This is a genomic window from Streptomyces sp. NPDC043680 (genome assembly GCF_056436685.1).
On record NZ_JBWKCE010000005.1, the window covers coordinates 203,118 to 224,101 of the forward strand.

A 20,984-nucleotide genomic window follows, 5' to 3' on the forward strand; every position below is an offset into this window, starting at 1 on the left:
CCGACGGGCCGGGCGCGGGGGCAGCCGCGTGTACCTGGCCTGCGCTGTGGTTCTGGCCGGCGTTTCGCCTATTCCTCGGCCGCGGCGATCGTCTCGTGGTGGCGGATGACCTCGGCGATGATGAAGTTGAGGAGCTTCTCGGCGAAGGCGGGGTCGAGTTTGGCGTTCTCGGCGAGCTGGCGGAGCCGGGCGATCTGGCTGGCCTCGCGGGCCGGGTCGGCCGGGGGGAGCTGGTGCCTGGCCTTGAGGTGGCCGACCTGCTGGGTGCACTTGAAGCGCTCGGCGAGCATGTGGACCACGGCGGCGTCGATGTTGTCGATGCTGTCCCGCAGGCGTGCCAGCTCGGCCGTGACGTTGTCGTCGGGTTCGGTGGTGTTCATGGTCCACGAGAATACGTGGCGCGTGCAGCGGCTCCGCATCGTCCTCGCCTGCTGAGACGGCCCGCCGCCCGGCCGGATCGAGTCAGGACGGCACCGGCCTACCCGCACCGCCACCGGCTCCGTCTTCCGCAGGGGCCTACCCCCGGCCCGCCCGGGCCGAGTCACATCGGCACCGGCCTACCCGGACCGCCGCCCCCACCCCGGCCCGGCCGAGTCGAGTCGGCACGGCACCCGCCTATCCGGACCGCCCCCGGGCCGCGAGGCCCCCTCTTCTCGCAGGTCCCCATCCCCTGCCCGGCCGAGTCGAGTCGGCACGGCACCCGCCTATCCGGACCGCCCCCGGGCCGCGAGGCCCCCTCTTCTCGCAGGTCCCCACCCCGGCCCGGCCGAGTCGAGTCGAGTCGGCACGGCACCCGCCTATCCGGACCGCCCCCGGGCCGCGAGGCCCCCTCTTCTCGCAGGTCCCCACCCCGGCCCGGCCGCACCCCCGCTTCCGGGTCCGGTCCGGGCAGGCGGGCAGTACCCTGCCCCCTCGCCCTGAAGGGTCGGACAGGCAGCCCGGTCACCGGTGCCGCCGGCCCCGCTCTGAACGGACGGCAGGCGCCCGGCCACCGGTGCCGCCGGCCTCACCCTGAAGGGTCGGAGGCAGGCAGCCCGGCCACCGGTGCCGTCGGCCCCGCTCTGAACGGACGGCAGGCGCCCGGCCACCGGTGCCGCCGGCCTCACCCTGAAGGGTCGGAGGCAGGCAGCCCGGCCACCGGTGCTCCCGGCCCCGCCCCAAAGTGATGGGCAGGCGCCCGGCGCGACCGCACCCCCGCCACCGGTGCGCACTCGGCGGGGGCTTCCGGGGCTGGAAGGCCCCTGCCCGGACCGGCCCCGTCAGCGGGGGTGCGGCCGGGCAGGGGATGGGGACCTGCGAGAAGAGGGGGCCTCGGGGGGCGGTGGCGCGCAGGGCGCGGCCCGTACGGTGACGGCCTCTCAGCCTCCGGGAGGTACGAGGCGTCGCCTCGGGGGGCGCGGCGAGGTCGGACGGAGCAGCCGGAGGGGGTGTGAGGCGCGCAGGCACGGGGTGACGGCCTCTCAGCCTCCGGGAGGCACGAGGCGTCGCCTCGGGGGGCGCGGCGACGTCGGACGGAGCAGCCGGAGGGGGTGTGAGGCGCGCAGGCACGGGGTGACGGCCTCTCAGCCTCCGGGAGGTACGAGGCGTCGCCTCGGGGGGCGCGGCGAGGTCGGACGGAGCAGCCGGAGGGGGTGTGGGTGTGCGGGGCCGGGCCGGGTGTCCCGGCCCGGCCCCGCGGGGGTCAGAGGGTGGCCGCCGCCGCCTTGATGTCCGCGGCGAAGGTCGAGACCTCCGTGTAGACGCCGGGGTAGCCGGCGCGGGCGCAGCCCTCGCCCCAGCTGACGATGCCGACCTGGATCCAGGCGTTGGCGTTGTCGCGACGGAACATGGGGCCGCCGGAGTCGCCCTGGCAGGTGTCGACGCCGCCGCGGTCGTAGCCGGCGCAGATCTCCTCGCCGGGGACGAGCTCGCTGCCGTACGCGCTCTGGCAGGCGGCGTCGGAGACGAAGGGGACGGTGGCCTTCAGGAGGTAGCGCTGCTGGCCGCCGCCTTCGCGGGCGGCGCCCCAGCCGGCGACGGTGAAGGTGCCGTTGTCGTACTCCTTCGTGTCGGCGATCTTGAGGGTGGGCAGGTTGATCGGTTTGGCGAGCTTGATCAGTGCCCAGTCCTTGCCCTGGCCGTTGTAGCCGGGGGCCCGCAGCACCTTGGTGGACTTGACCTTGATGGCGCTGGAGCTCTGGAGGTCGACGACCCCGGCGGTGGCGGTGATGGAGGTGTTGGTGCCGGAGCCGTTCACGCAGTGGGCTGCGGTGAGGACGATCTGCTGGGTGTAGAGGGCTCCCCCGCAGCCCATGGACAGGCGCACCATGAAGGGGAATTCGCCCTGTGCGGCGCGGGTGCCGCCGACGACGGGGGTCGGGGAGGCGTTCGCGGCGCCGGGCTGGAGGCTGACTGCGGCGAGGGCGACCGCCCCGGCGGCGAGGGTTCGCTTGATGATTCCGGCAAGAGTGGACACGGTCAACACACTGCCTTTCGTGGGGGGTTGGGCCGTGCGTGCCATCCGACGATGGGGATGGATGACGAGTACATGTCACACCCGCGGAGTACTGGGCGACAAGAACGTGTTTTCGGACAATCTGCGGCCCGGGAGGCGGCATGACGGACAATGGCCGCCGCACCGGCCCGGTCGAGCACGGATTTGCGCATCTGCCGGGCGTCCGCGCCGCGATCACGGCCCTGTTCCGCCGCCTGTCCCCCGACGGGATCCGCGCGTACGGCAACGAGCTTCGCCCCCTCCGACGCCGGCTTCACCGCCGAGGACGACCTGTACCTCGGCGCGCACCGGGTGGCCTCGTCGATCATGCGGGCGCTACGGCTGCCCGACGCCCGCATGGTGGTCGGCTTCCGGCCCCTGCAGGAGGCGGCCACCGTGGAACTGGCCGCCGGGCCTGAGTACTTCATCGCGGTCAACGACCGCTGCGAGGACCTGTCCGCCTGGTTCACCAGCCCCCAGGCATACGAGGCGTACCTGCGCGGCCGCGCGCTCGCCGGGCGGGACCTGCGCCGGGCGCCCCTGGCGGCCGCGGACCGGGCGCAGCGGCGCCGCTACGCCCGGGACCGCCGCGCGGGAGCCGCCGATCCGGGGGCCCCGTACCGCTTCGAGCAGCACGGTTCCGGGCTGCGGGTGAGCTTCCCCTGCCCGGTGTGCGGGCAGGGTCTGCGGCTGCCGGCCGCCGGTCCCGTGCGCGCCCGGTGCGGTCTGTGCCGCACCGCCCTCGACTGCGACACGTAGGCGTGTCCGCGGAGGTTCGGCGAGGGAGCGGAGTGGGTAGTGATACCCCATCGCACGAGTGAAGGACCCGGTCCCGACCCCTCGCCAGGGGGCCGGGCCCGTTCCTTTTTGCGACCGCTTCGGTTTCCGGCCTCCTGCGTGTCCGCCCCTCTTGGTGCGGCTACGCCGCCACCGGCTCGGCGTCCGCGGCCGCTTCGGCGGTCACGGCCGTGCGCGGCAGCGTCATGCAGAGCGCCGCGCTCAGCAGGAATCCGGCGCTCACCCACGGCATGGCGGTGGTCAGTGCGTGGGTGGGTCCGCCGTCGGGCAGGGCGCCGAAGAAGACGCTGCCGATGACGGCCGCCCCCAGTGCGCCGCCGAACTGCTGGGCGGTGGAGAAGATTCCCGAGGCGCCGCCCGCGATGTCGGCCGGGACCGCGGAGAGCACCACGTTGACCAGCGGCACGACCAGGAAGCCGAGTCCGGCGCCGGCGACGACCAGCCCGGGCACGAGCGGCCAGGCCCCGGCGTGCCCAGCGCCGGCCCCCGAGGCGGCGTACCAGATCCCGGTGAAGCCGCCCGCCATCAGCAGCGCCCCGGCGGCGAGCACCGTGCGGCCGAAGCGTACGGCGAGGGAGCCGGCGGCCGGGGCGGTCAGGAAGCTTCCCGCCGAGAAGGCGATGGTGAGGACTCCGGCCTGCATCGGGGTGTAGCCCTGGCCGCCCTGGAGCCAGATGGCGAAGATCAGGAAGAACCCCTGCATGCCGACGGAGAACAGCAGTTGGACGGCGAGTCCGACGGAGAACGCGGGCAGGGTGAAGGCCCGGGCGGGCAGCAGCGGGATGGTGGTCCCCCGGCGGCGGGCTTCGATCAGGCCGAGTCCGATGACGGCGAGGACTCCCGCGCCCAGGCAGAGCCAGCCCCACAGCGGCCAGCCGTTGGCCTCGCCCTGGACCAGCGGCAGCACGACCGCGACCAGACCGCCGGCCAGGGTGATGCTGCCGGCGATGTCGGGGCGGCCGGCTCCGCGCTCGCGGGTGGCGGGGACGAGGAGGGCGCCGGCCAGGCAGGCGGCCGCCGCGACCGGAACGTTCACGAGGAAGATCGACCGCCAGCCCCAGCCGAAGAGGTCGGCGTCGGTGAGCAGGCCGCCGAGCAGCAGTCCGACCGCGGAGGCGAAGCCGGCCACCGCCCCGTACATCCCGAAGACGACGCCCCGTTCCCTGCCGTGGAAGAGGGTGCGGAAGGAGCCGAGCACCTGGGGCATGAGCAGGGCGGCCATCACGCCCTGGACGGCGCGGGCGGCGATCAGCTGGCCGGGCGACTGGGCGATCCCGCAGCCCAGGCTGGCGAGGCCGAAGCCCGCGGTTCCGGCAAGGAAGAGGGCCTTGCGGCCGTACCGGTCGCCGAGGTGCCCGGAGACGATCAGGGTGGCGGCGAAGCCGAGGAGGTAGGCGGAGACGAGCCACTGCAGGGCGCTGGGCGAGGCGTGCAGGTCGCGGCCGATGGATGGGATGGCGACGTTGACGATGGTGACGTCCAGCAGGTCCATCAGGGCCGCGGCCATCATGACGACGGCGGCGGCCCAGCGGCGTGGATACGGGGTCATGACGGCCTCCCGGGCCCAAGTCTTTCGTTCGGACGAACGAAAGACTTGCACGCGTGCACCTGTGATCGCAACTCTTTCGTTCGCCCGAACTAAATACTTGGTACGGTGGCCGCATGAGCGACGAGAAGGACCCCCGCAGGGAAGCGGTACTGGCCGAGCTCAACCGCACGGGCCGGGAGACGAGCGCGGCCACCGTGGTCTTCCATGAGGCGGCGGCGGCCAAGCAGGGCCTGAGCGCCACCGAGACGAAGACGCTGGACCTGCTGCAGCGGCGCGGCCCGCTGACGGCGAAGGAGCTGTCCGCGCACTCGGGACTGGCTCCGGCCTCGGTGACCGGCCTGGTGGACCGGCTGGAACGCAAGGGCTTCGTCCGCCGGGTCAAACACCCCACCGACAAGCGGCGGATCCTGGTGGAGGCGCTGCCGGAGCGGCTGTCGGCGATCCAGCCGGTGTTCGAGGACTGGGCGCGCGAGGTCGCCGAGCTGTGCGAGGAGTTCACGACGGAGGAACTGGAGACGGTGATCCGCTTCCTCCGGGGCTCCAACGCCCGCCAGCTGCGGGCGGCGAGCCGCCTGGCGGAGGACTGACCCCGGCCGAGCCGCCGCCGGCGGAGGGCCGACCGGGCCGGACCGCCGCCCCGCGAAGGGCCGAGCCGGCCGAGCCACCGCCCCCCGAAGGGCCGAGCCGGCCGAGCCACCGCCCCCCGAAGGGCCGACCCGGCCGAGCCGCCGCCCGGCGGAGGACGGACCCCGGCCCGGCCCGACCCACCCCGGCCCGGCCCGACCCCGCCCGGCCCGTGGAATGCGGCGGCCTCAGGCGCCGTACACCGGCTCCGGCGGCTGCGCCCGGGCGAGGAGTTTCGTCGCGGCCTCGCCCGCCTCGGCGGGAGTCCAGCGGGCGCCGCGGTCGGTCGTGGGTCCGGGGTGCCAGCCCTCCATCACGGTGATGCGGCCCCCCTCGGCCTCGAAGACCCGGCCCGTGACTCCGGCCGAGGCCTCGGAGCCGAGCCAGACCACCAGCGGGGAGACGTTCTCCGGGGCCATCGCGTCGAAGCCGCCCTGCCCCGGCGCGGCCATGGCCTCGGCGAAGGCCTGCTCGGTCATCCGGGTCCGGGCCGCCGGGGCGATGGCGTTGACCTGGATCCCGTACCGGCCCAGCTCGGCCGCCGCGACCAGGGTCATGCCGAGGATGCCCGCCTTGGCCGCGCTGTAGTTGCCCTGCCCGACCGAGCCCAGCAGCCCGGCCCCCGAGGAGGTGTTCACCACCCGCGCCGCCACCGGGCGGCCCGCCTTCGCCTGCGCCCGCCAGTGCGCCGCCGCGTATTTGAGCGGCAGGAAGTGCCCCTTCAGGTGGACCCGCATGACCGCGTCCCAGTCGGCCTCCTCCAGGTTCACGAGCATCCGGTCCCGAAGGAAGCCCGCGTTGTTGACGAGCGCGTCCAGCCGCCCGAACGCGGTGAGGGCGCAGTCGACGAGCGAGCACGCGCCTTCGGTGCTCGCGATGTCCCCGCCGTGCGCCACAGCCTCCCCGCCCAGCGCCTCGATCTCCGCGACGACCTGCCCCGCCGGACTGTCGGGGCCGGGCAGCCCGTCCAGGCCCACGCCGAGGTCGTTGACGACGACCCGCGCCCCTTCGGCCGCGAAGGCCAGGGCGTGTGCCCGGCCCAGCCCCCGTCCGGCACCCGTCACGATCACGACCCGGCCTTCGGCCATTCCCATCTCACGCCTCCTTGTTGACAGTTGCCGCTTCCAGGAACGCCGGGCGCTCCCCGCCCCCGTGCACCAGCAGGCTGGCCCCACTGACATACCCCGCCCGGTCGGAGGCGAGGAAGACCGCCGCCGCCCCGACGTCCGCCGGCTCCGCCAGCCGGCCCAGCGGAACCGTGGCGCCCACCGCCGCGATCCCCGCGTCGTCGCCGTAGTGCAGGTGGGCCAGTTCGGTCCGCACCATGCCGAGGACCAGCGAGTTCACCCGGACCTCGGGCGCCCATTCCACGGCCATGGACCGGGCGAGGTGCTCCAGGCCCGCCTTCGCCGCCCCGTAGGCGGCGGTCCCTGGCGAGGGCCGGGTGCCGCTGACGCTGCCGATCATCACCACGGAGCCGTGCGCCGTGCGCAGCAGCCCGTACGCCGCCAGGGAGGCGGTCATCGGGGCGAGCAGGTTCAGTTCGACGACGCGTGCGTGCCGCTGGGCCTCTCCTTCTCCGAGCAGTCGGTACGGGGTGCCGCCCGCGTTGTTGACCAGGCAGTCCAGGCGTCCGTACCGGTGCGCGACCAGGTCGAAAAACGCGTGCACGGCGGCCGGGTCGCGCAGGTCCAGTGGTTGGTACGCGGCTTCGCGGCCGCCCTCGGTGACCGGTTCGTGCGGCGGCCGGCGGGCACAGACGACGACCTCGGCGCCTGCCGCGAGGAACGACCGGGCGATGCCGGCGCCGACTCCGCGGGTTCCGCCGGTGATGACGACGACCCTCCCGTCGAGCTCCATGGGCTGCTACCTTCCTCACCTAACAAATGTTTGGTGGAAAGGTAGCTGATCCTCTCATGGGTGTCTCCACCTCAAGCCCCGGCAAGGGCATCGCCCTCGTCACGGTCGACTTCCCACCCGTCAACGCGCTGCCCGTGCAGGGCTGGTACGAACTCGCCGACGCCCTGCGCGCGGCCGGACGCGACCCGGAGAACCGGTGTGTGGTCCTCGCCGCCGAGGGCCGCGGCTTCAACGCCGGTGTCGACATCAAGGAGATGCAGCGCGATCCCGGCCACGCCTCGCTCATCGGGGCCAACGGGGGCTGCGCCGAGGCGTTCGCGGCGGTGTACGAGTGCGAGGTGCCGGTCGTGGCGGCCGTGCAGGGGTTCTGCCTGGGCGGGGGCATCGGGCTCGTCGGCAACGCCGATGCCATCGTCGCCTCGGAGGACGCCTCCTTCGGGCTGCCCGAGCTGGACCGGGGCGCGCTGGGCGCCGCCACCCACCTGGCCCGGCTCGTCCCCCAGCACCTGATGCGCGCCCTCTATTACACCTCGCGTACCGCCACGGCCGCCGAACTGCACGCGCACGGCTCGGTGTGGCGGGTGGTGGCGCGCGAGGAGCTGCGGTCGGCGGCCCTCGAACTGGCCGCGGAGATCGCCCGCAAGGACGGCTACCTGATCCGGCTGGCGAAGGCGGCCATCAACGGCATCGACCCGGTCGACGTACGGCGCAGCTACCGCTTCGAGCAGGGCTTCACCTTCGAGGCCAATCTGAGCGGGGTGGCCGACCGGGTCCGCGACACCTTCGGGAAGGAGCGGGACGCGTGAGCGACAAGACGATGACACCCGAGGACGTGGTCGGGCAGCTGCGCAGCGGGATGACACTGGGCATCGGCGGATGGGGTTCGCGGCGCAAACCGATGGCCCTGGTCAGAGCGCTGCTCCGGTCCGAGATCAGCGATCTCACCGTGGTTTCGTACGGCGGGCCCGACGTGGGCCTGCTCGCCGCCGCGGGGCGGATCGGGCGGCTGGTCGCGCCCTTCGCCACCCTGGACTCGATCCCCCTGGAGCCGCACTTCCGGGCCGCCCGCGAACGCGGGGCCTTCGCCCTCACCGAGCTGGACGAGGCCATGTTCATGTGGGGCCTGCACGCGGCCGCCAACCGGCTGCCCTTCCTCCCGGTCCGCGCCGGCCTCGGCTCCGACGTCATGCGCGTCAACCCGGAGCTGCGGACCGTCACCTCCCCCTACGCCGACGGCGAGGAGCTCGTCGCGGTCCCCGCCCTGCGCATGGACGCGGCCCTGGTCCACCTCAACCGCGCCGACCGCCTCGGCAACGCCCAGTACCTGGGCCCGGACCCCTACTTCGACGACCTGTTCTGCGAGGCCGCCGACGCCGCGTACGTCTCCTGCGAGCAGCTCGTGGAGAGCGCCGACCTCACCAAGGCGGGGCCCCCGCAGTCCCTGCTCGTCAGCCGCCACAGCGTCACCGGTGTCGTGGAGGCCCCGAACGGCGCGCACTTCACCTCCTGCGTCCCCGACTACGACCGGGACGAGGCCTTCCAGAAGCTGTACGCGTCCACCCCCTGGCCCGAGTTCGCCGCCCGCTTCCTCGCCGGGCCGGACGAGCACGCCTACCAGTCGGCCGTCCAGGCCTGGCACGAGGAGCAGCAGCGGTGACCCGTACCCCCACGCGCGCCGAATACTGTGTGATCGCCTGCGCCGAGGCCTGGCGCGGCAACGGCGAGATCCTCGCCAGCCCGATGGGGATGATCCCCTCCTTCGGGGCGCGGCTCGCGAAGCGGACCTTCTCCCCCGACCTCCTGCTCACCGACGGGGAGGCGATGCTGGTCTCCCTCGACGGCACGGTCGAGGGCTGGCTCCCGTACCGCCGCCACCTCACCATGGTCACCGGCGGCCGGCGGCACGTGATGATGGGTGCGAGCCAGATCGACCGGTTCGGCAACCAGAACATCTCCTGCATCGGCGACTGGGAGCGGCCGGCCCGCCAGCTGCTGGGGGTGCGCGGCGCCCCGGTCAACACATTGAACAATCCGGTGAGTTACTGGATCCCCCGGCATTCGCCGCGCGTGTTCGTCGAGCGGGTCGACATGGTCAGCGGGGTGGGCCACGACCGGGCGGAGGCGGCCGGGGCGACCCGCTTCCACCGGCTCCCCCGGGTGGTCAGCGATCTCGGGGTCTTCGACTTCGCCACGCCCGACCGCTCGATGCGCCTGGCCTCGCTCCATCCGGGCGTCACCGTCGAGGCGGTCCGCTCGGCCACCGGTTTCGACCTGGCCGTCGCCGAGGAGGTCCCGTACACGCGGGAGCCGACCGGCGAGGAGCTGCGGCTGATCCGCGAGGTCATCGACCCCCGGGGGCTGCGCGAGCGGGAAGTGCGGGTCTGAGGCGATGGAGACGGCATTCACCCGGCTGGTCGGGGTCGCCCATCCGCTCGTGCAGACGGGCATGGGCTGGGTGGCGGGGCCGCGGCTGGTGTCGGCCACCGCGAACGCCGGGGCCCTGGGCATCCTGGCGTCCGCGACGATGACCCTGGACCAGCTGCGGGCGGCGGTCCGGGAGGTCAAGTCCCGTACGCAGGCGCCCTTCGGGGTCAATCTGCGTGCGGACGCCGGGGACGCGGCCGAACGCGCGCAGCTGATCGTCGACGAGGGCGTACGGGTCGCCTCCTTCGCGCTCGCGCCGTCCAAGGAGCTGATCGGCCGCCTCAAGGACGCGGGCGTGGTCGTGATCCCGTCCATCGGGGCCCGCCGGCACGCCGAGAAGGTCGCGGCCTGGGGCGCCGACGCGGTGATCGTGCAGGGCGGCGAGGGCGGCGGGCACACCGGGGACGTGGCCACGACGGTGCTGCTGCCGCAGGTCGTCGACGCCGTGGACATCCCGGTCGTCGCGGCCGGGGGCTTCCGGGACGGGCGCGGACTGGTGGCCGCGCTGGCGTACGGGGCGGCGGGCATCGCCATGGGCACCCGCTTCCTGCTGACCTCCGATTCGACCGTCCCGGATGCCGTCAAGGCCCGCTACCTGGCCGCCGGCGTCAAGGACGTCACCGTGACGAGGGCCGTCGACGGGCTGCCGCACCGGATGCTGCGCAGCGAGTTCGTCGACTCCCTGGAGCGGGCGGGCCGCGCCACGGCCCTGCTGCGGGCGGTGCGGCACGCGGCGGGCTTCCGGAAGCTGTCCGGTCTGTCCTGGCGGCAGATGGTACGGGACGGCCTCGCGATGAAACACGGCAAGGACCTGTCCTGGAGCCAGGTCCTGCTGGCCGCCAACACCCCCATGCTCCTGAAGGCGTCCATGGTCGAGGGCCGTACGGACCTCGGTGTCATGGCATCGGGCCAGGTCGCGGGCGTGATCGAGGACCTGCCGTCCTGTGCGGAACTCGTCGCCCGCGTCATGGCCGAAGCGCACAGCGCGCTGGACCACCTGCACTCCTTCGCCGCCCTGCCACCGGCCGGGTGATCCCCCTTCTCCTCCACGGGAGTTGCCACAGATGAGCCGTGCCCGAATCCGCCTGGCGACCGCGGTGCTCGCCTGCGCCCTCAGCCTCGGGACCCTGCCCGCCGCCGCGCACGCCGCGCCGGCGGCGGCCGCCGCCCGGCACCACCCTCCGCAGCAGGCCGTTGCACAAACGATTCGCCAGATTCCCCTGCAAGGCGCGGTCAACCTGCGCGACCTGGGCGGGTACCGCACCTGGACGGGCGGTGAGGTGCGCAGCGGGCTCGTCTACCGCTCCGACGCCCTCGGCAGGCTGACGGCAGCGGACCTCACCACCGTCTCCGGTCTCGGCCTCACCAAGGTCGTCGACTTCCGCATCCCCATGGAGGTCCGGTACGACGGCGCCGACCGGCTGCCCGCGGGCCTCGCCCCCACCTCCCGCCCGGTCAGCGACCTCGGCCTGTACGGGACGCTCGTCGGGGCGATCTCCAGCGGGGATCCCGCGGCGCAGGAGCAGATGCTCGGCGGGGGGCGCGCCGAGGCCTACATGCGCGACATCTACCGCACCTTCGTGACCAGCCCCGAGAACCGGGCGCAGTTCGCGGCGACCCTGCGGGAGCTCGCGGACGGTTCACAGGGCCCGCTGCTGTTCCACTGCACGTCGGGCAAGGACCGCACCGGCTGGATGGGGTACGTGCTGCTGCGGGCGCTGGCCGTGCCGCAGGACGCGGCCGAGCGCGACTACCTCGCGTCGAACACCTTCCGCGCCGCCTACGACGCGCAGGTGCGGGCGGGTCTGAAGCAGTCCGGGCGGATGCAGAACCCGGACCTGCTCATCCCGCTCCAGGAGGTCCGCCAGGACTACCTGGACGCGGCGACCACCCGGATCGAGGCCGACTACGGCAGCTTCTACGGGTACTTGACGGACGGCCTCGGCCTGGACCTGCGCACCCTGGCGAAACTGCAGCAGAAGCTGGTCCGCTAGCCGACGGCCGGTGCCGGCGGGCGCCCGAGCACCGCGCCGGACGGCCGATGGCCGTCCGGCGCGGGTGACGCCTGCGAGGCGCGGGCGCGGGTCAGACCGCCCGGCGGCGGCCCTGGCCCGCGGAGCCGACCCGGCTGCGCGCGGAGGCCGCGGCGGCGCCCCCGGAGGCACCGCCTCCGGTGCGCCGGCCCTGGCCCGCGGAGCCGTTGGTCCCGCCGCCGCCCTGGCCGCGACGGGCCTGGCCCGAGCCGGAGGGGGCCGCGCTCTGCCCGGACGCGCCCCCGCCGGAGCGGCGGGCGCGGCCGCCGGCCGCCGCAGCGCCGCCCGCGGCGGAGCCGTTGCGGGCCCCTCCCGACCGGCGGCGCGCGCCGGAACCGGAGCCGGAGCCCGCCTTGGGCTGCGCGGGCTGCGGCACCTCCAGCACCACCGGGATGCCGGACGGCGCCTTGGCACCGGTCAGCCGGGCCAGTTCCTCGTCGGAGGACTTGATCTGCGCGGTGCGCGGGGAGATCCCGGCGTCCGACATCAGCCGGGTCATGTCCCGCTTCTGGTCGGGCAGGACGAGGGTGACCACGCTGCCGGACTCGCCCGCGCGGGCGGTACGGCCGCCGCGGTGCAGGTAGTCCTTGTGGTCGGTGGGCGGGTCCACGTTGACGACGAGGTCCAGGTCGTCAACGTGGATGCCGCGCGCCGCCACGTTGGTGGCGACCAGCGCGGTGACCTCGCCCGTCTTGAACCAGTCCAGCGTCCGGTTGCGCTGCGGCTGCGAGCGGCCGCCGTGCAGGCCGGAGGCCCGTACGCCGTCCGCCAGGAGCTTCTTGACCATGCGGTCGACACCGCGCTTGGTGTCCACGAACATGATCACCCGGCCGTCGCGGGCGGCTATACGCGTGGCGACGGCCTTCTTGTCGGTCTCGTCCATGACGTACAGGACGTGGTGCTCCATGGTGGTGACCGCACCGGCCGAGGGGTCCACGGAGTGGCCGACCGGGTCGGTCAGGAACATCTTGACGAGCTTGTCGATGTTCTTGTCGAGGGTCGCCGAGAACAGCATCCGCTGCCCGTCCGGCTCGACCTGCTTGAGCAGGGCGGTGACCTGCGGCATGAAGCCCATGTCGGTCATCTGGTCGGCCTCGTCGAGGACCGTGATGGAGACCTGGTCGAGGACGGCGTCCCCGCGGTCGATGAGGTCCTTGAGGCGGCCGGGGGTGGCGACGAGCACCTCGGCACCGCGGCGCAGCGCGCCGGCCTGCCGGTTGATCGACATGCCGCCGACGACGGTCGCGATGCGCAGGTTGACGGCGGTGGCGTACGGGGCCAGCGCGTCGGTCACCTGCTGCGCGAGCTCGCGGGTCGGTACGAGGACCAGCGCGAGCGGCGCCTTCGGCTGGGCGCGGCGGCCCGCGGTACGGGCCAGCAGGGCCAGACCGAAGGCCAGCGTCTTGCCTGAGCCGGTGCGGCCGCGGCCGAGCAGGTCGCGGCCGGCGAGGGAGTTGGGCAGGGTCGCGGCCTGGATGGGGAACGGCTCGGTGACGCCCTGGGCGGCGAGGGTCTTCAGCAGCGCCTCGGGCATGTCCATGTCCTCGAACGCGGCGACCGGCGGCAGTGCCGGGGCCAGCGGTTCGGGCATGGTGAATTCCTGGGGCCGGGCGACGGGGGCGGACTTCTGCCGTCCCGCGCCAGTCTTCGGACGTCCCTGGGCCGCTCCTCGGCCCCGGGTGGGGCGGCGGCTGGGGCGTGCGGAGCTGGAGCTGGTCATGCGAGAAAGCCCTCCTGAAACCGGCAGGTACAACTGGTACAGCGAATACAACGGGTGGTACGGGGTGACGGGAAACCGTCGGAAACAGCAGACAAGCCGGGGTCCGCACCTCGCGGTGCGGACCCCGGCGTGCTGACCGGCCTTAGTTGGCGGGGAGGATGTTCTCCGCCTGCGGGCCCTTCTGGCCCTGCGTCACGTCGAAGGACACGCGCTGGCCCTCCTGCAGCTCACGGAAGCCAGAGGTGGCGATGTTCGAGTAGTGGGCGAAGACGTCCGGGCCGCCGCCGTCCTGCTCGATGAAGCCGAAGCCCTTTTCCGAGTTGAACCACTTCACGGTGCCAAGTGCCATTTTGAATCTCCTGAATAGATGGCAAGGGGCCCCATCCGGAGACTCCGGCAAAAACAATAAAAGCGCCTGAGGAACATTCCCGTCAGGCGCACATAAAGTTCATGGGTACCACAACTGCAACGCCTTAAAGCTAGCACACCTCACCGGGGCCGGGGTAGCACCCGGCCGCACGGCGTGTCGGCGCGCGCTAGAGGCGCTCGATGATGGTCACGTTGGCCTGGCCGCCGCCCTCGCACATCGTCTGGAGGCCGAAGCGGCCGCCGGTGCGTTCCAGTTCGTGCAGCAGGGTGGTCATCAGCTTGACCCCGGTCGCGCCCAACGGGTGACCGAGGGCGATGGCGCCGCCGTTGACGTTGACCCGTTCGGGGTCGGCTCCCGTCTCCTTCAGCCAGGCCAGGACGACCGGGGCGAACGCCTCGTTGATCTCCACCAGGTCGATGTCGTCGAGTGACATGCCGGTCTTCTTCAGGGCGTGCGCGGTGGCCGGGATGGGGGCCGACAGCATCCGGATGGGGTCCTCGCCGCGTACGGAGAGGTGGTGGATGCGGGCGCGGGGGCGCAGGCCGTGTTCGGCGACGGCCCGCTCGGAGGCGATCAGCAGGGCCGCGGCCCCGTCCGAGACCTGCGAGGAGACGGCCGCGGTGATCGTGCCGCCCTCCAGGACGGGCTTGAGGCCGGCCATCTTCTCCAGGGTGGTGTCCCGGCGCGGGCCCTCGTCGACGCGTACGTCCCCGTAGGGCGCGGTCTCGCGCTCGAAGCGCCCCTCGTCGATCGCCCGGACCGCCCGCTGGTGGGAGCGCAGGGCGAACTCCTCCATGTCCCGGCGGGTGATCCCCCACTTCTGCGCGATGAGCTGGGCACCGTGGAACTGGTTGACCGGCGCGTCCCCGTACCGGGCCCGCCAGCCCTGGCTGCCGGCGTAGGGGCCCTCGGTGAGGCCGAGGGGCTCGGCCGCCTGCCGGGAGGCGAAGGCGATCGGGATCATCGACATGTTCTGGGTGCCGCCGGCGACCACCAGGTCCTGGGTGCCCGAGAGGACACCCTGCGCGGCGAAGTGGACGGCCTGCTGGGAGGAGCCGCACTGGCGGTCGACGGTGACCCCGGGCACCTCCTCGGGCAGCCCCGCCGCCAGCCATGCGGTCCGCGCGATGTCCCCGGCCTGCGGCCCGACGGTGTCCAGGCAGCCGAAGACCACGTCCTCCACCGCCGCCGGGTCGATGCCGGAGCGGGCGACGAGGGCTTTGAGCACGTGGGCGCCGAGGTCGGCCGGGTGGACCGCGGACAGGCCGCCCCCCCGGCGTCCCACGGGGGTGCGTACGGCTTCGACGATGTAGGCCTCGGGCATCGGGGGCTCCTTCGACTCGGCGTCGGGTCAGGTGCGTACGGCGATCCCGTCCAGCACCATCGACAGGTACTGGCGGGCGATCTCCTCGGGGCTGTGCTGTCCGCCCGGCCGGTACCAGGACGCGGCCACCCACACCGTGTCGCGCACGAAGCGGTAGGTGAGGCGGATGTCGAGGTCGGCCCGGAAGACCTGGGCCTCCACCCCGCGCTCCAGCGTCCCCAGCCAGGCCTTCTCGAATTTCACCTGGGAGTCGGACAGGTAGTGGAAGCGGGGCTGCGCGGACAGGTGCCGGGCCTCCTTCTGGTAGATCGCGACGGCGGCGCGGTGCCGGTCGATCTCCCGGAAGGACTCGGTGACGAGGGCCTCGATGGTCCTCCTGGGGTCTAGTCCGGCGGCCAGGACGCTGTCGTAGCCGGCCCACAGCTCGTTCAGGAAGGACGAGAGGATCTCGTCGAGCATCGATTCCTTGGAATCGAAGTGGTAGTAGAGGCTGCCGGCGAGCATGCCGGCGGCGTCGGCGATCTTGCGGACGGTGGTGGCGTTGTAGCCCTGCGCGGCGAAGACCTCGGCGGCGGTGTCGAGAAGTTCGCGGCGCCGCTCGGGTGAGGGCGTCACCTGGGTCTTCTTCTTGTTCGTTGGCACAGGCCCATTCTCGGCCTAGGGGTGCTGGCTGCTGACCGAGACGGTCTCGCCCGTCATGTACGAGGAGTAGCCGCTGGCCAGGAAGACGATGACGTTGGCCACCTCCCATGGCTCGGCGTACCGGCCGAAGGCCTCCCGGGCGGTCAGCTCGCGCAGCAGGTCCTCGCTGGTGACCTTCGCCAGGTGCGGGTGCATGGCCAGGCTGGGGGCGACGGCGTTGACCCGTACGCCGAACTCGGCCGCCTCCAGCGCGGCGCAGCGGGTCAGGGCCATCACCCCGGCCTTGGCGGCGGCGTAGTGGGCCTGTCCGGTCTGGGCGCGCCAGCCGATGACGGAGGCGTTGTTGACGACGACCCCGCCGGTGCCGGTTGCCTTGAGGGAGCGCAGTGCGGCGCGGGTACAGCGGAAGGTGCCGTTCAGGGTGACGTCGAGGACCTTGCCCCACTGTTCGTCGGTCATGTCGACGAGGTCGGCGGTGCCGCCGAGGCCGGCGTTGTTGACGACGACGTCGAGGCGGCCGTGGGCCTGTTCGGCGTGCGCTAACAGGGCGCGGACCTGCTCCTCGTCGGTGACGTCGCAGGGCAGGGAGGTGACGCGGCCGGCCCCGAACTCGGCGGCGAGCGCGTCCTCGGTCTCCTTCAGACGGCGGGCGTGGGCGTCGCCGATGACGATGCGGGCGCCTTCCTCCAGGAAGCGGCGGGCGGTGGCGCCGCCGATGCCGGCCCCGGCGGCGGCGGTGATGACGGCGGTGCGGTCCGCCAGCAGTCCGTGCCCGGCCACGTACGCGGGTGCGGGACGTGGGGGCATCTCCTTCGGATCCTTCGGCCGCGGGCGGCGGGATTCCTCGACGCTGCTCATGGCCGTACGTTAATCTACCAAACACTTGTTAGGGAAGCGTGGAAGGGGCGACGGCTGATGGACCTGACCCACGGAGCGGACGTAAAGGCCTTCCGGGCCGAGGCGCGCGCCTGGCTCGCCGCCCGCGTCCCGGCCGACCCCCTCCCCTCCCTGGAGACGGCGGAGGGCTTCGCGGCGCACCGCGCCTGGGAGGCCCGGCTGCACGCGGACCGCTGGGCGGTGGTGTCCTGGCCCGAGGAGTACGGGGGCCGGGGCGTCGACATCGAGCGCTGGCTGGTCTTCGAGGAGGAGTACTGGGCGGCGGCCGCCCCCGGCCGGGTCTCGCAGAACGGCATCCACCTGCTGGCCCCCACGCTCTTCGACCACGGCAGCGCCGACCAGCGGGCGCGGGTGCTGCCCTCCATGGCGAGCGGCGAGGTGGTCTGGGCGCAGGCCTGGTCGGAGCCGGAGGCGGGCTCCGACCTGGCGTCACTGCGGTCCAGGGCCGTCCGTACCGGGGGCGGCTGGCTGCTGTCGGGGCAGAAGACCTGGTCCTCGCGGGCGGCCTTCGCGGACCGCGCGTTCGGCATCTTCCGCACGGACCCGGACACTCCCAAGCCGCACCAGGGGCTCACGTACCTGATGTTCGACCTGCGGGCCCCGGGGGTCACCGTGCGGCCCATCGGCCGCCTGGACGGCAAGCCCGCCTTCGCGGAGCTCTTCCTCGACGAGGTGTTCGTACCGGACGAGGACGTGATCGGCGAGCCGGGCCAGGGGTGGCGGATCGCGATGTCGACGACGGGCAACGAGCGGGGCCTGACGCTGCGCTCGCCGGGCCGCTTCCTCGCCGCGGCGGAGCGGCTGTTCGCGCTGTGGCGCACGGCCGGGGACCCCTCCGACACCGCGTTGGCCGACCGGGTGGCGGACGCGCTGGTCGGGGCGCGCGCGTACCAGCTGTTCACCTGGGCGAGCGCCGCACGGTTCGCGGCCGGGGAGTCCATCGGCGCCGAGTCCAGCCTGAACAAGGTGTTCTGGTCGCAGTACGACATCGCCCTGCACGAGACGGCGCTGGACCTGCTGGGCGCGGACGCGGAGCTGGCCGAGGGGCCGTGGGCGGAGCCCTGGGTCTTCTCCCTGGCCGGTCCCGTCTACGCGGGCACGAACGAGATCCAGCGCGACATCATCGCCGAGCGGTTGCTCGGCCTCCCGAAGGGCCGCCGCTGATGCGCTTCCTGCCGACCGGCGAACAGGCCGACTTCGCCCGTACGCTGCACGCCCTGCTGGCCTCCGCCGAGGTCCCGGCGGCGGTACGGGCCTGGGCGGCCGGGGACCAGGCGCCCGGGCGGGCGCTGTGGGGGCGGCTGGCGCGGGCCGGGGTCTTCGCGCTGGGGGCGGAGGAGGCGTACGACGGGGCGGGGCTGCTGCCGGTGGAGCTGTCGATGGCCCTGGTGGAGTGCGGCCGGGCCGGGATGCCGGGGCCCGTCGTGGAGACGTCGGCCGCCTCGGTGCTGCTGTCCCGGCTCTCCCGGACGGGCGACGAGGCCCTGGCGAAGCGCTTCCTGCCGGGCCTGGTCTCGGGCGAGGCGCTCGCCACGCTGACCCTGCCCGGCGGCGGCCCGTACGCCCTGGACGCGGACGCGGCCTCGTACTGCTTCACGGTGTCGCAGGAGGGCGAGCTGCGGCTCGCGCCGGCGGGCGGGGCGGCGCTGCTGCGGTCCACCGACCCGGCGCGGCGCCTCTTCCGGCCCCCGGCGGGCGGGGAGCTGCTGGCGGCGGGCCCCCGGGTCGTGGCGGCCGCACGGGAGGCGGCGCTGTGGGCGCGGCTGCTGACGGCGGCCCAATGCCTGGGCGTCGGCCTGTCCCTGCTGGCGCAGACGGTGGAGTACGCGAAGCAGCGCAGCCAGTTCGGGGCGCCGGTCGGCAGCTTCCAGGCGGTCAAACACCGGCTGGCCGACACCCTCCTCGCGCTGGAATTCGCCCGGCCGCTGGTATGGGCTGCGGCGCTGGCCCCGGATCCGGGGGCAGTGGCGGCGGCGAAGCTCGCGGCGGCCGAGGCGGCGTACGGGGCGGCCATGACGGCGCTCCAGCTCCACGGCGCGGTCGGCTACACCGAGGAACTGGACCTCTCCCTGTGGCTGCGCAAGGCCCGCCCCCTGCGCGACGCCTGGGGCACCCCGGCCCAGTGCCGGGCGGCCGTGCTCGGGGCTGCCGCGGAGCGGTGACGCCGCGGGCTCGCGCTCCGCAGCAGCCCGTCCTTCGCGGGTGCTGCCTCCGGAGGTGCTGCTCCAGGGGTGCTGCCTTCAGGATCACGGCCTACAAGGCACGGCCTTCAGGGGCACTGCGGGAGGTTTTCGGGGGTCTGCCCGCGGGCCTGATCGGCTTCGAGCATCCGCACGCGCCAGCCGTCCTCCCCTGCCACCCCGTCCATCCGGACGTGGAGGACCTTGGTCTGCCCGGTGTCGTGGAAGGTGAGGACCAGGGCCTCGCGGCCGTCCCCCGGCCTGCAGAAGGCCGCCGTGACCTGCCCTTGCGCGGCCTTCTGGAACTCGGCGGTCCAGCTCCGCGCCACCTTCGCCGCCTCGCCGTGCGCACTGTCGCTGCTCGCGAGCGAGGCGAGCTCCACCTCGGCGCCGTCGCCGAGCCGCCAGACGATCTGCTGGACGAGCCGCAGCGCGCCCGCGGACGGATAGCCTTCCACGCGCAGCGGCTCGTGCCGGTCGAAGTCCTGCTGGTAGCGCACGTCCTCGTCCGCGCCGCTCCAGAACGCGCACCCCGTGAGGCCGCTGAGCGCGAGCACGGCCAGTACGGCGAGCGCGGCCGGCGCGAGACCGGCGGCCCGCCTCATATGACCGCCACGGCGAGGGTGACGACGTACTGCTCCTCGACGAGGCCGTCGGGGAAGAGGGGGCCGAGGCGGGCCCGTTCGGCGGTCAGGAACTCGGCCGCGGCGGGCTCGCCGAGCATGAGGAAGGCGGAGTGGGTGGCGTGGTTGGCCAGGTGCGCGTCGAGCGGGATGCGGCGCGACCAGCGCACTTTGCGGGTGGCGAAGGCCAGTTCGGACGGCAGCCCGCGGAAGACGGAGCCGTCGGCGCCGAAGAGGAGGCGGATGCGTGCGTCCTGCTCGGCGATCCAGGGGACGGTGGTGTCCGGGTCGTTCCACCACAGCGCGAGCGCGCCGCCCGGGCGCAGCACCCGGCGGGCCTCCGGGACGGAGCGGGCGGGGTCGGTCCAGTGCCAGGCCTGGGCGTAGGTGAGGAGGTCGAAGCTCGCGCCCGCGAGCGGCAGCCGGTCCCCGTCCCCGCGTACGAGGGGGATCCCGGGGTGTGCCCGGCGGAATTCGGCGGCCATCCCGGCGCCGGGCTCGACGGCGAGGACCTCGGCGCCGCGGGCACGCAGCAGGCCGGTGGCGATCCCGGTCCCGGCCCCCGCGTCGGCCACCCTCGCCCCGCGCAGCGGCCGCCCGGAGAGCACCTCGACGGCGTCGAACAGCGCGTCGGGATACCCGGGCCGGTGGGCGGCGTAGAGCGCGGCGGCCGCATCGAAGGACCGGGCCCGGGAGCGGGCCGGGGCGCGCCCCGGAGCGGGGTCGGACGCGGGCGCGGGGTCGGGTGGGCGGGGCGTGGCGGTCACGGTGCCATTCTCACCGGAACTCCCGCACCACCTGGATGCGTCCCACGATGTGCGCGTTGAACTCCTCCAACTCCTCGGCCGGAACCCACAGCTCCAGGATCGTCTCGCCGCCCGCCTGCCGGACCGGGTAGCGGGCCAGGAACGCCGAGTCGACCTCGAAGCGCGTCACGAAGCCCGCGCCGTCGTGCTTGACGTTCCAGTCGCGGGCGATGCGGACCGCGTAGTCCTCGTTCAGGACGGGGTAGAAGATCGGCTGCTCGGGCAGGCGCGGCGGCCACGCGCGGCAGTCGAGCGCGCGGACGAGGTCGAGCTCGACCGGGCCCGTCGGGCGCCAGAGCGTGGTCGTGGAGGACGTCGTCGTGGGGAACATGGAGGCCGACCCTAGGCCCGGTGCACCCCGTCCGGCCAGCGGGTTTCCGGCTCAGGCGGCGTGGCGGGCGTGGCGTGTGAGCGTCACCGTCTGAAGAACCAGCAGCAGGGCCGCCGCCACGCCCGAGGGCGAGAGGGGGTGCTCGGCGTCCCAGGCGCGGCTGCCCAGTGCGGCGACGCCCACCGCGCACAGCGCGATCAGGAAGCGGGGCACGAACTCGGCCTCGGTGCCGTGCAGGACGCCCGATCCGGGGTCGTAGCACAGAGGTAGTGCGCCTACACGGCATGGAGGAGGACGCCGGTTCGAATCCGGCCGCCCCGCCCCCTTTCG

Annotated in this window: 22 protein-coding genes, 1 tRNA gene and 1 pseudogene; 10 read left to right on the forward strand and 14 right to left on the reverse strand. The window is 73.7% G+C overall.

The features are described 5' to 3' along the window. Positions 1-68: 68 nt before the first annotated feature. A complete protein-coding gene (locus tag AC0666_RS13240; RefSeq protein WP_356848987.1) occupies positions 69-380 on the reverse strand; it encodes a chorismate mutase in 312 nt (103 codons plus the stop codon). Positions 381-1,681: 1,301 nt separating this feature from the next. After that, positions 1,682-2,464 (reverse strand): serine protease, encoded by a 783-nt coding sequence (locus AC0666_RS13245; protein ID WP_468584773.1) that lies wholly within the window; start codon positions 2,462-2,464, stop codon positions 1,682-1,684. A 131-nt stretch (positions 2,465-2,595) separates the two neighbouring features. Here AC0666_RS13245 and AC0666_RS13250 point away from each other — a divergent pair. Then, positions 2,596-3,232 (forward strand): annotated as a pseudogene (locus AC0666_RS13250) (hypothetical protein). A 160-nt stretch (positions 3,233-3,392) separates the two neighbouring features. Here AC0666_RS13250 and AC0666_RS13255 read toward each other — a convergent pair. Next, entirely contained in the window at positions 3,393-4,820 is a 1,428-nt protein-coding gene (locus AC0666_RS13255) for an MFS transporter (RefSeq protein WP_478707608.1), read from the reverse strand. A 113-nt stretch (positions 4,821-4,933) separates the two neighbouring features. Here AC0666_RS13255 and AC0666_RS13260 point away from each other — a divergent pair, with 113 nt between their 5' ends. Continuing rightward, positions 4,934-5,407 (forward strand): MarR family winged helix-turn-helix transcriptional regulator, encoded by a 474-nt coding sequence (locus tag AC0666_RS13260; protein WP_468966923.1) that lies wholly within the window; start codon positions 4,934-4,936, stop codon positions 5,405-5,407. A gap of 225 nt (positions 5,408-5,632) precedes the next feature. Here AC0666_RS13260 and AC0666_RS13265 read toward each other — a convergent pair whose 3' ends face one another. Further along, positions 5,633-6,538: an SDR family oxidoreductase gene (locus AC0666_RS13265; RefSeq protein ID WP_468966926.1), complete on the reverse strand. Its 906-nt coding sequence runs from the start codon at positions 6,536-6,538 to the stop codon at positions 5,633-5,635. 1 nt (position 6,539) lies between these two features. Continuing rightward, positions 6,540-7,304 carry an SDR family oxidoreductase gene (locus tag AC0666_RS13270; RefSeq protein WP_468966929.1) on the reverse strand — a complete coding sequence of 255 codons (765 nt, stop codon included), beginning with the start codon at positions 7,302-7,304 and terminating at the stop codon, positions 6,540-6,542. A 56-nt stretch (positions 7,305-7,360) separates the two neighbouring features. On the opposite strand from AC0666_RS13270, the gene AC0666_RS13275 reads away from it, so the two are divergent. Genes AC0666_RS13275 through AC0666_RS13295 form a run of 5 tightly spaced genes read left to right on the forward strand, consistent with a single transcriptional unit; the run spans position 7,361 to position 11,722 of the window. Next, positions 7,361-8,110, forward strand: a complete 750-nt coding sequence (locus AC0666_RS13275; RefSeq protein ID WP_361725930.1) for an enoyl-CoA hydratase family protein — start codon at positions 7,361-7,363, stop codon at positions 8,108-8,110. Continuing rightward, on the forward strand, positions 8,107-8,961 hold the full coding sequence (locus tag AC0666_RS13280; RefSeq protein WP_468966932.1) for a CoA transferase subunit A: 855 nt from the start codon (positions 8,107-8,109) through the stop codon (positions 8,959-8,961). Before AC0666_RS13275 ends, AC0666_RS13280 begins: the two co-directional genes overlap by 4 nt. Then, entirely contained in the window at positions 8,958-9,689 is a 732-nt protein-coding gene (locus tag AC0666_RS13285; protein WP_468966935.1) for a CoA-transferase subunit beta, read from the forward strand. Before AC0666_RS13280 ends, AC0666_RS13285 begins: the two co-directional genes overlap by 4 nt. Before the next feature lie 4 nt (positions 9,690-9,693). Continuing rightward, positions 9,694-10,761 carry an NAD(P)H-dependent flavin oxidoreductase gene (locus tag AC0666_RS13290; RefSeq protein WP_468966937.1) on the forward strand — a complete coding sequence of 356 codons (1,068 nt, stop codon included), beginning with the start codon at positions 9,694-9,696 and terminating at the stop codon, positions 10,759-10,761. A 31-nt stretch (positions 10,762-10,792) separates the two neighbouring features. After that, positions 10,793-11,722, forward strand: a complete 930-nt coding sequence (locus tag AC0666_RS13295; protein WP_468966939.1) for a tyrosine-protein phosphatase — start codon at positions 10,793-10,795, stop codon at positions 11,720-11,722. A 91-nt stretch (positions 11,723-11,813) separates the two neighbouring features. Here AC0666_RS13295 and AC0666_RS13300 read toward each other — a convergent pair whose 3' ends face one another. The 5 genes from AC0666_RS13300 to AC0666_RS13320 all read right to left on the reverse strand — a co-directional run bounded on the left by AC0666_RS13300 (position 11,814) and on the right by AC0666_RS13320 (position 16,624). Beyond that, the gene (locus tag AC0666_RS13300; RefSeq protein ID WP_468966942.1) at positions 11,814-13,481 is read right to left on the reverse strand and encodes a DEAD/DEAH box helicase; all 1,668 of its coding nucleotides are present in this window, start codon (positions 13,479-13,481) and stop codon (positions 11,814-11,816) included. Positions 13,482-13,623: 142 nt separating this feature from the next. Further along, positions 13,624-13,830 carry a cold-shock protein gene (locus AC0666_RS13305; RefSeq protein ID WP_328925160.1) on the reverse strand — a complete coding sequence of 69 codons (207 nt, stop codon included), beginning with the start codon at positions 13,828-13,830 and terminating at the stop codon, positions 13,624-13,626. Between the two features lie 187 nt (positions 13,831-14,017). Beyond that, positions 14,018-15,175, reverse strand: coding sequence for an acetyl-CoA C-acetyltransferase (locus tag AC0666_RS13310; RefSeq protein ID WP_468966946.1), 1,158 nt, complete (start codon positions 15,173-15,175; stop codon positions 14,018-14,020). Between the two features lie 27 nt (positions 15,176-15,202). Continuing rightward, entirely contained in the window at positions 15,203-15,817 is a 615-nt protein-coding gene (locus AC0666_RS13315; RefSeq protein ID WP_468966948.1) for a TetR/AcrR family transcriptional regulator, read from the reverse strand. A gap of 15 nt (positions 15,818-15,832) precedes the next feature. After that, a complete protein-coding gene (locus AC0666_RS13320; protein WP_468967575.1) occupies positions 15,833-16,624 on the reverse strand; it encodes an SDR family oxidoreductase in 792 nt (263 codons plus the stop codon). A gap of 108 nt (positions 16,625-16,732) precedes the next feature. Between AC0666_RS13320 and AC0666_RS13325 the strand changes: the two genes are divergently transcribed. Both AC0666_RS13325 and AC0666_RS13330 read left to right on the forward strand, forming a co-directional pair. Continuing rightward, positions 16,733-17,878, forward strand: coding sequence for an acyl-CoA dehydrogenase family protein (locus AC0666_RS13325; protein WP_468966950.1), 1,146 nt, complete (start codon positions 16,733-16,735; stop codon positions 17,876-17,878). Continuing rightward, positions 17,878-18,876 (forward strand): acyl-CoA dehydrogenase family protein, encoded by a 999-nt coding sequence (locus AC0666_RS13330; RefSeq protein ID WP_468966953.1) that lies wholly within the window; start codon positions 17,878-17,880, stop codon positions 18,874-18,876. The genes AC0666_RS13325 and AC0666_RS13330 overlap by 1 nt, the downstream gene beginning before the upstream one ends. Before the next feature lie 107 nt (positions 18,877-18,983). Here the strand turns inward: AC0666_RS13330 and AC0666_RS13335 are convergent, their stop codons facing one another. Genes AC0666_RS13335 through AC0666_RS13350 form a run of 4 tightly spaced genes read right to left on the reverse strand, consistent with a single transcriptional unit; the run spans position 18,984 to position 20,867 of the window. After that, positions 18,984-19,499: a hypothetical protein gene (locus AC0666_RS13335; protein ID WP_468966956.1), complete on the reverse strand. Its 516-nt coding sequence runs from the start codon at positions 19,497-19,499 to the stop codon at positions 18,984-18,986. After that, positions 19,496-20,284, reverse strand: a complete 789-nt coding sequence (locus AC0666_RS13340; protein ID WP_468966958.1) for a class I SAM-dependent methyltransferase — start codon at positions 20,282-20,284, stop codon at positions 19,496-19,498. The genes AC0666_RS13335 and AC0666_RS13340 overlap by 4 nt, the downstream gene beginning before the upstream one ends. 10 nt (positions 20,285-20,294) lie before the next feature. Further along, positions 20,295-20,654, reverse strand: a complete 360-nt coding sequence (locus AC0666_RS13345) for a hypothetical protein (protein WP_468966961.1) — start codon at positions 20,652-20,654, stop codon at positions 20,295-20,297. Between the two features lie 51 nt (positions 20,655-20,705). Further along, a complete protein-coding gene (locus AC0666_RS13350) occupies positions 20,706-20,867 on the reverse strand; it encodes a hypothetical protein (RefSeq protein ID WP_468966964.1) in 162 nt (53 codons plus the stop codon). Positions 20,868-20,902: 35 nt separating this feature from the next. Between AC0666_RS13350 and AC0666_RS13355 the strand changes: the two genes are divergently transcribed. Continuing rightward, positions 20,903-20,975: transfer RNA gene (locus AC0666_RS13355), tRNA-Ala, on the forward strand. Positions 20,976-20,984 lie beyond the last annotated feature (9 nt).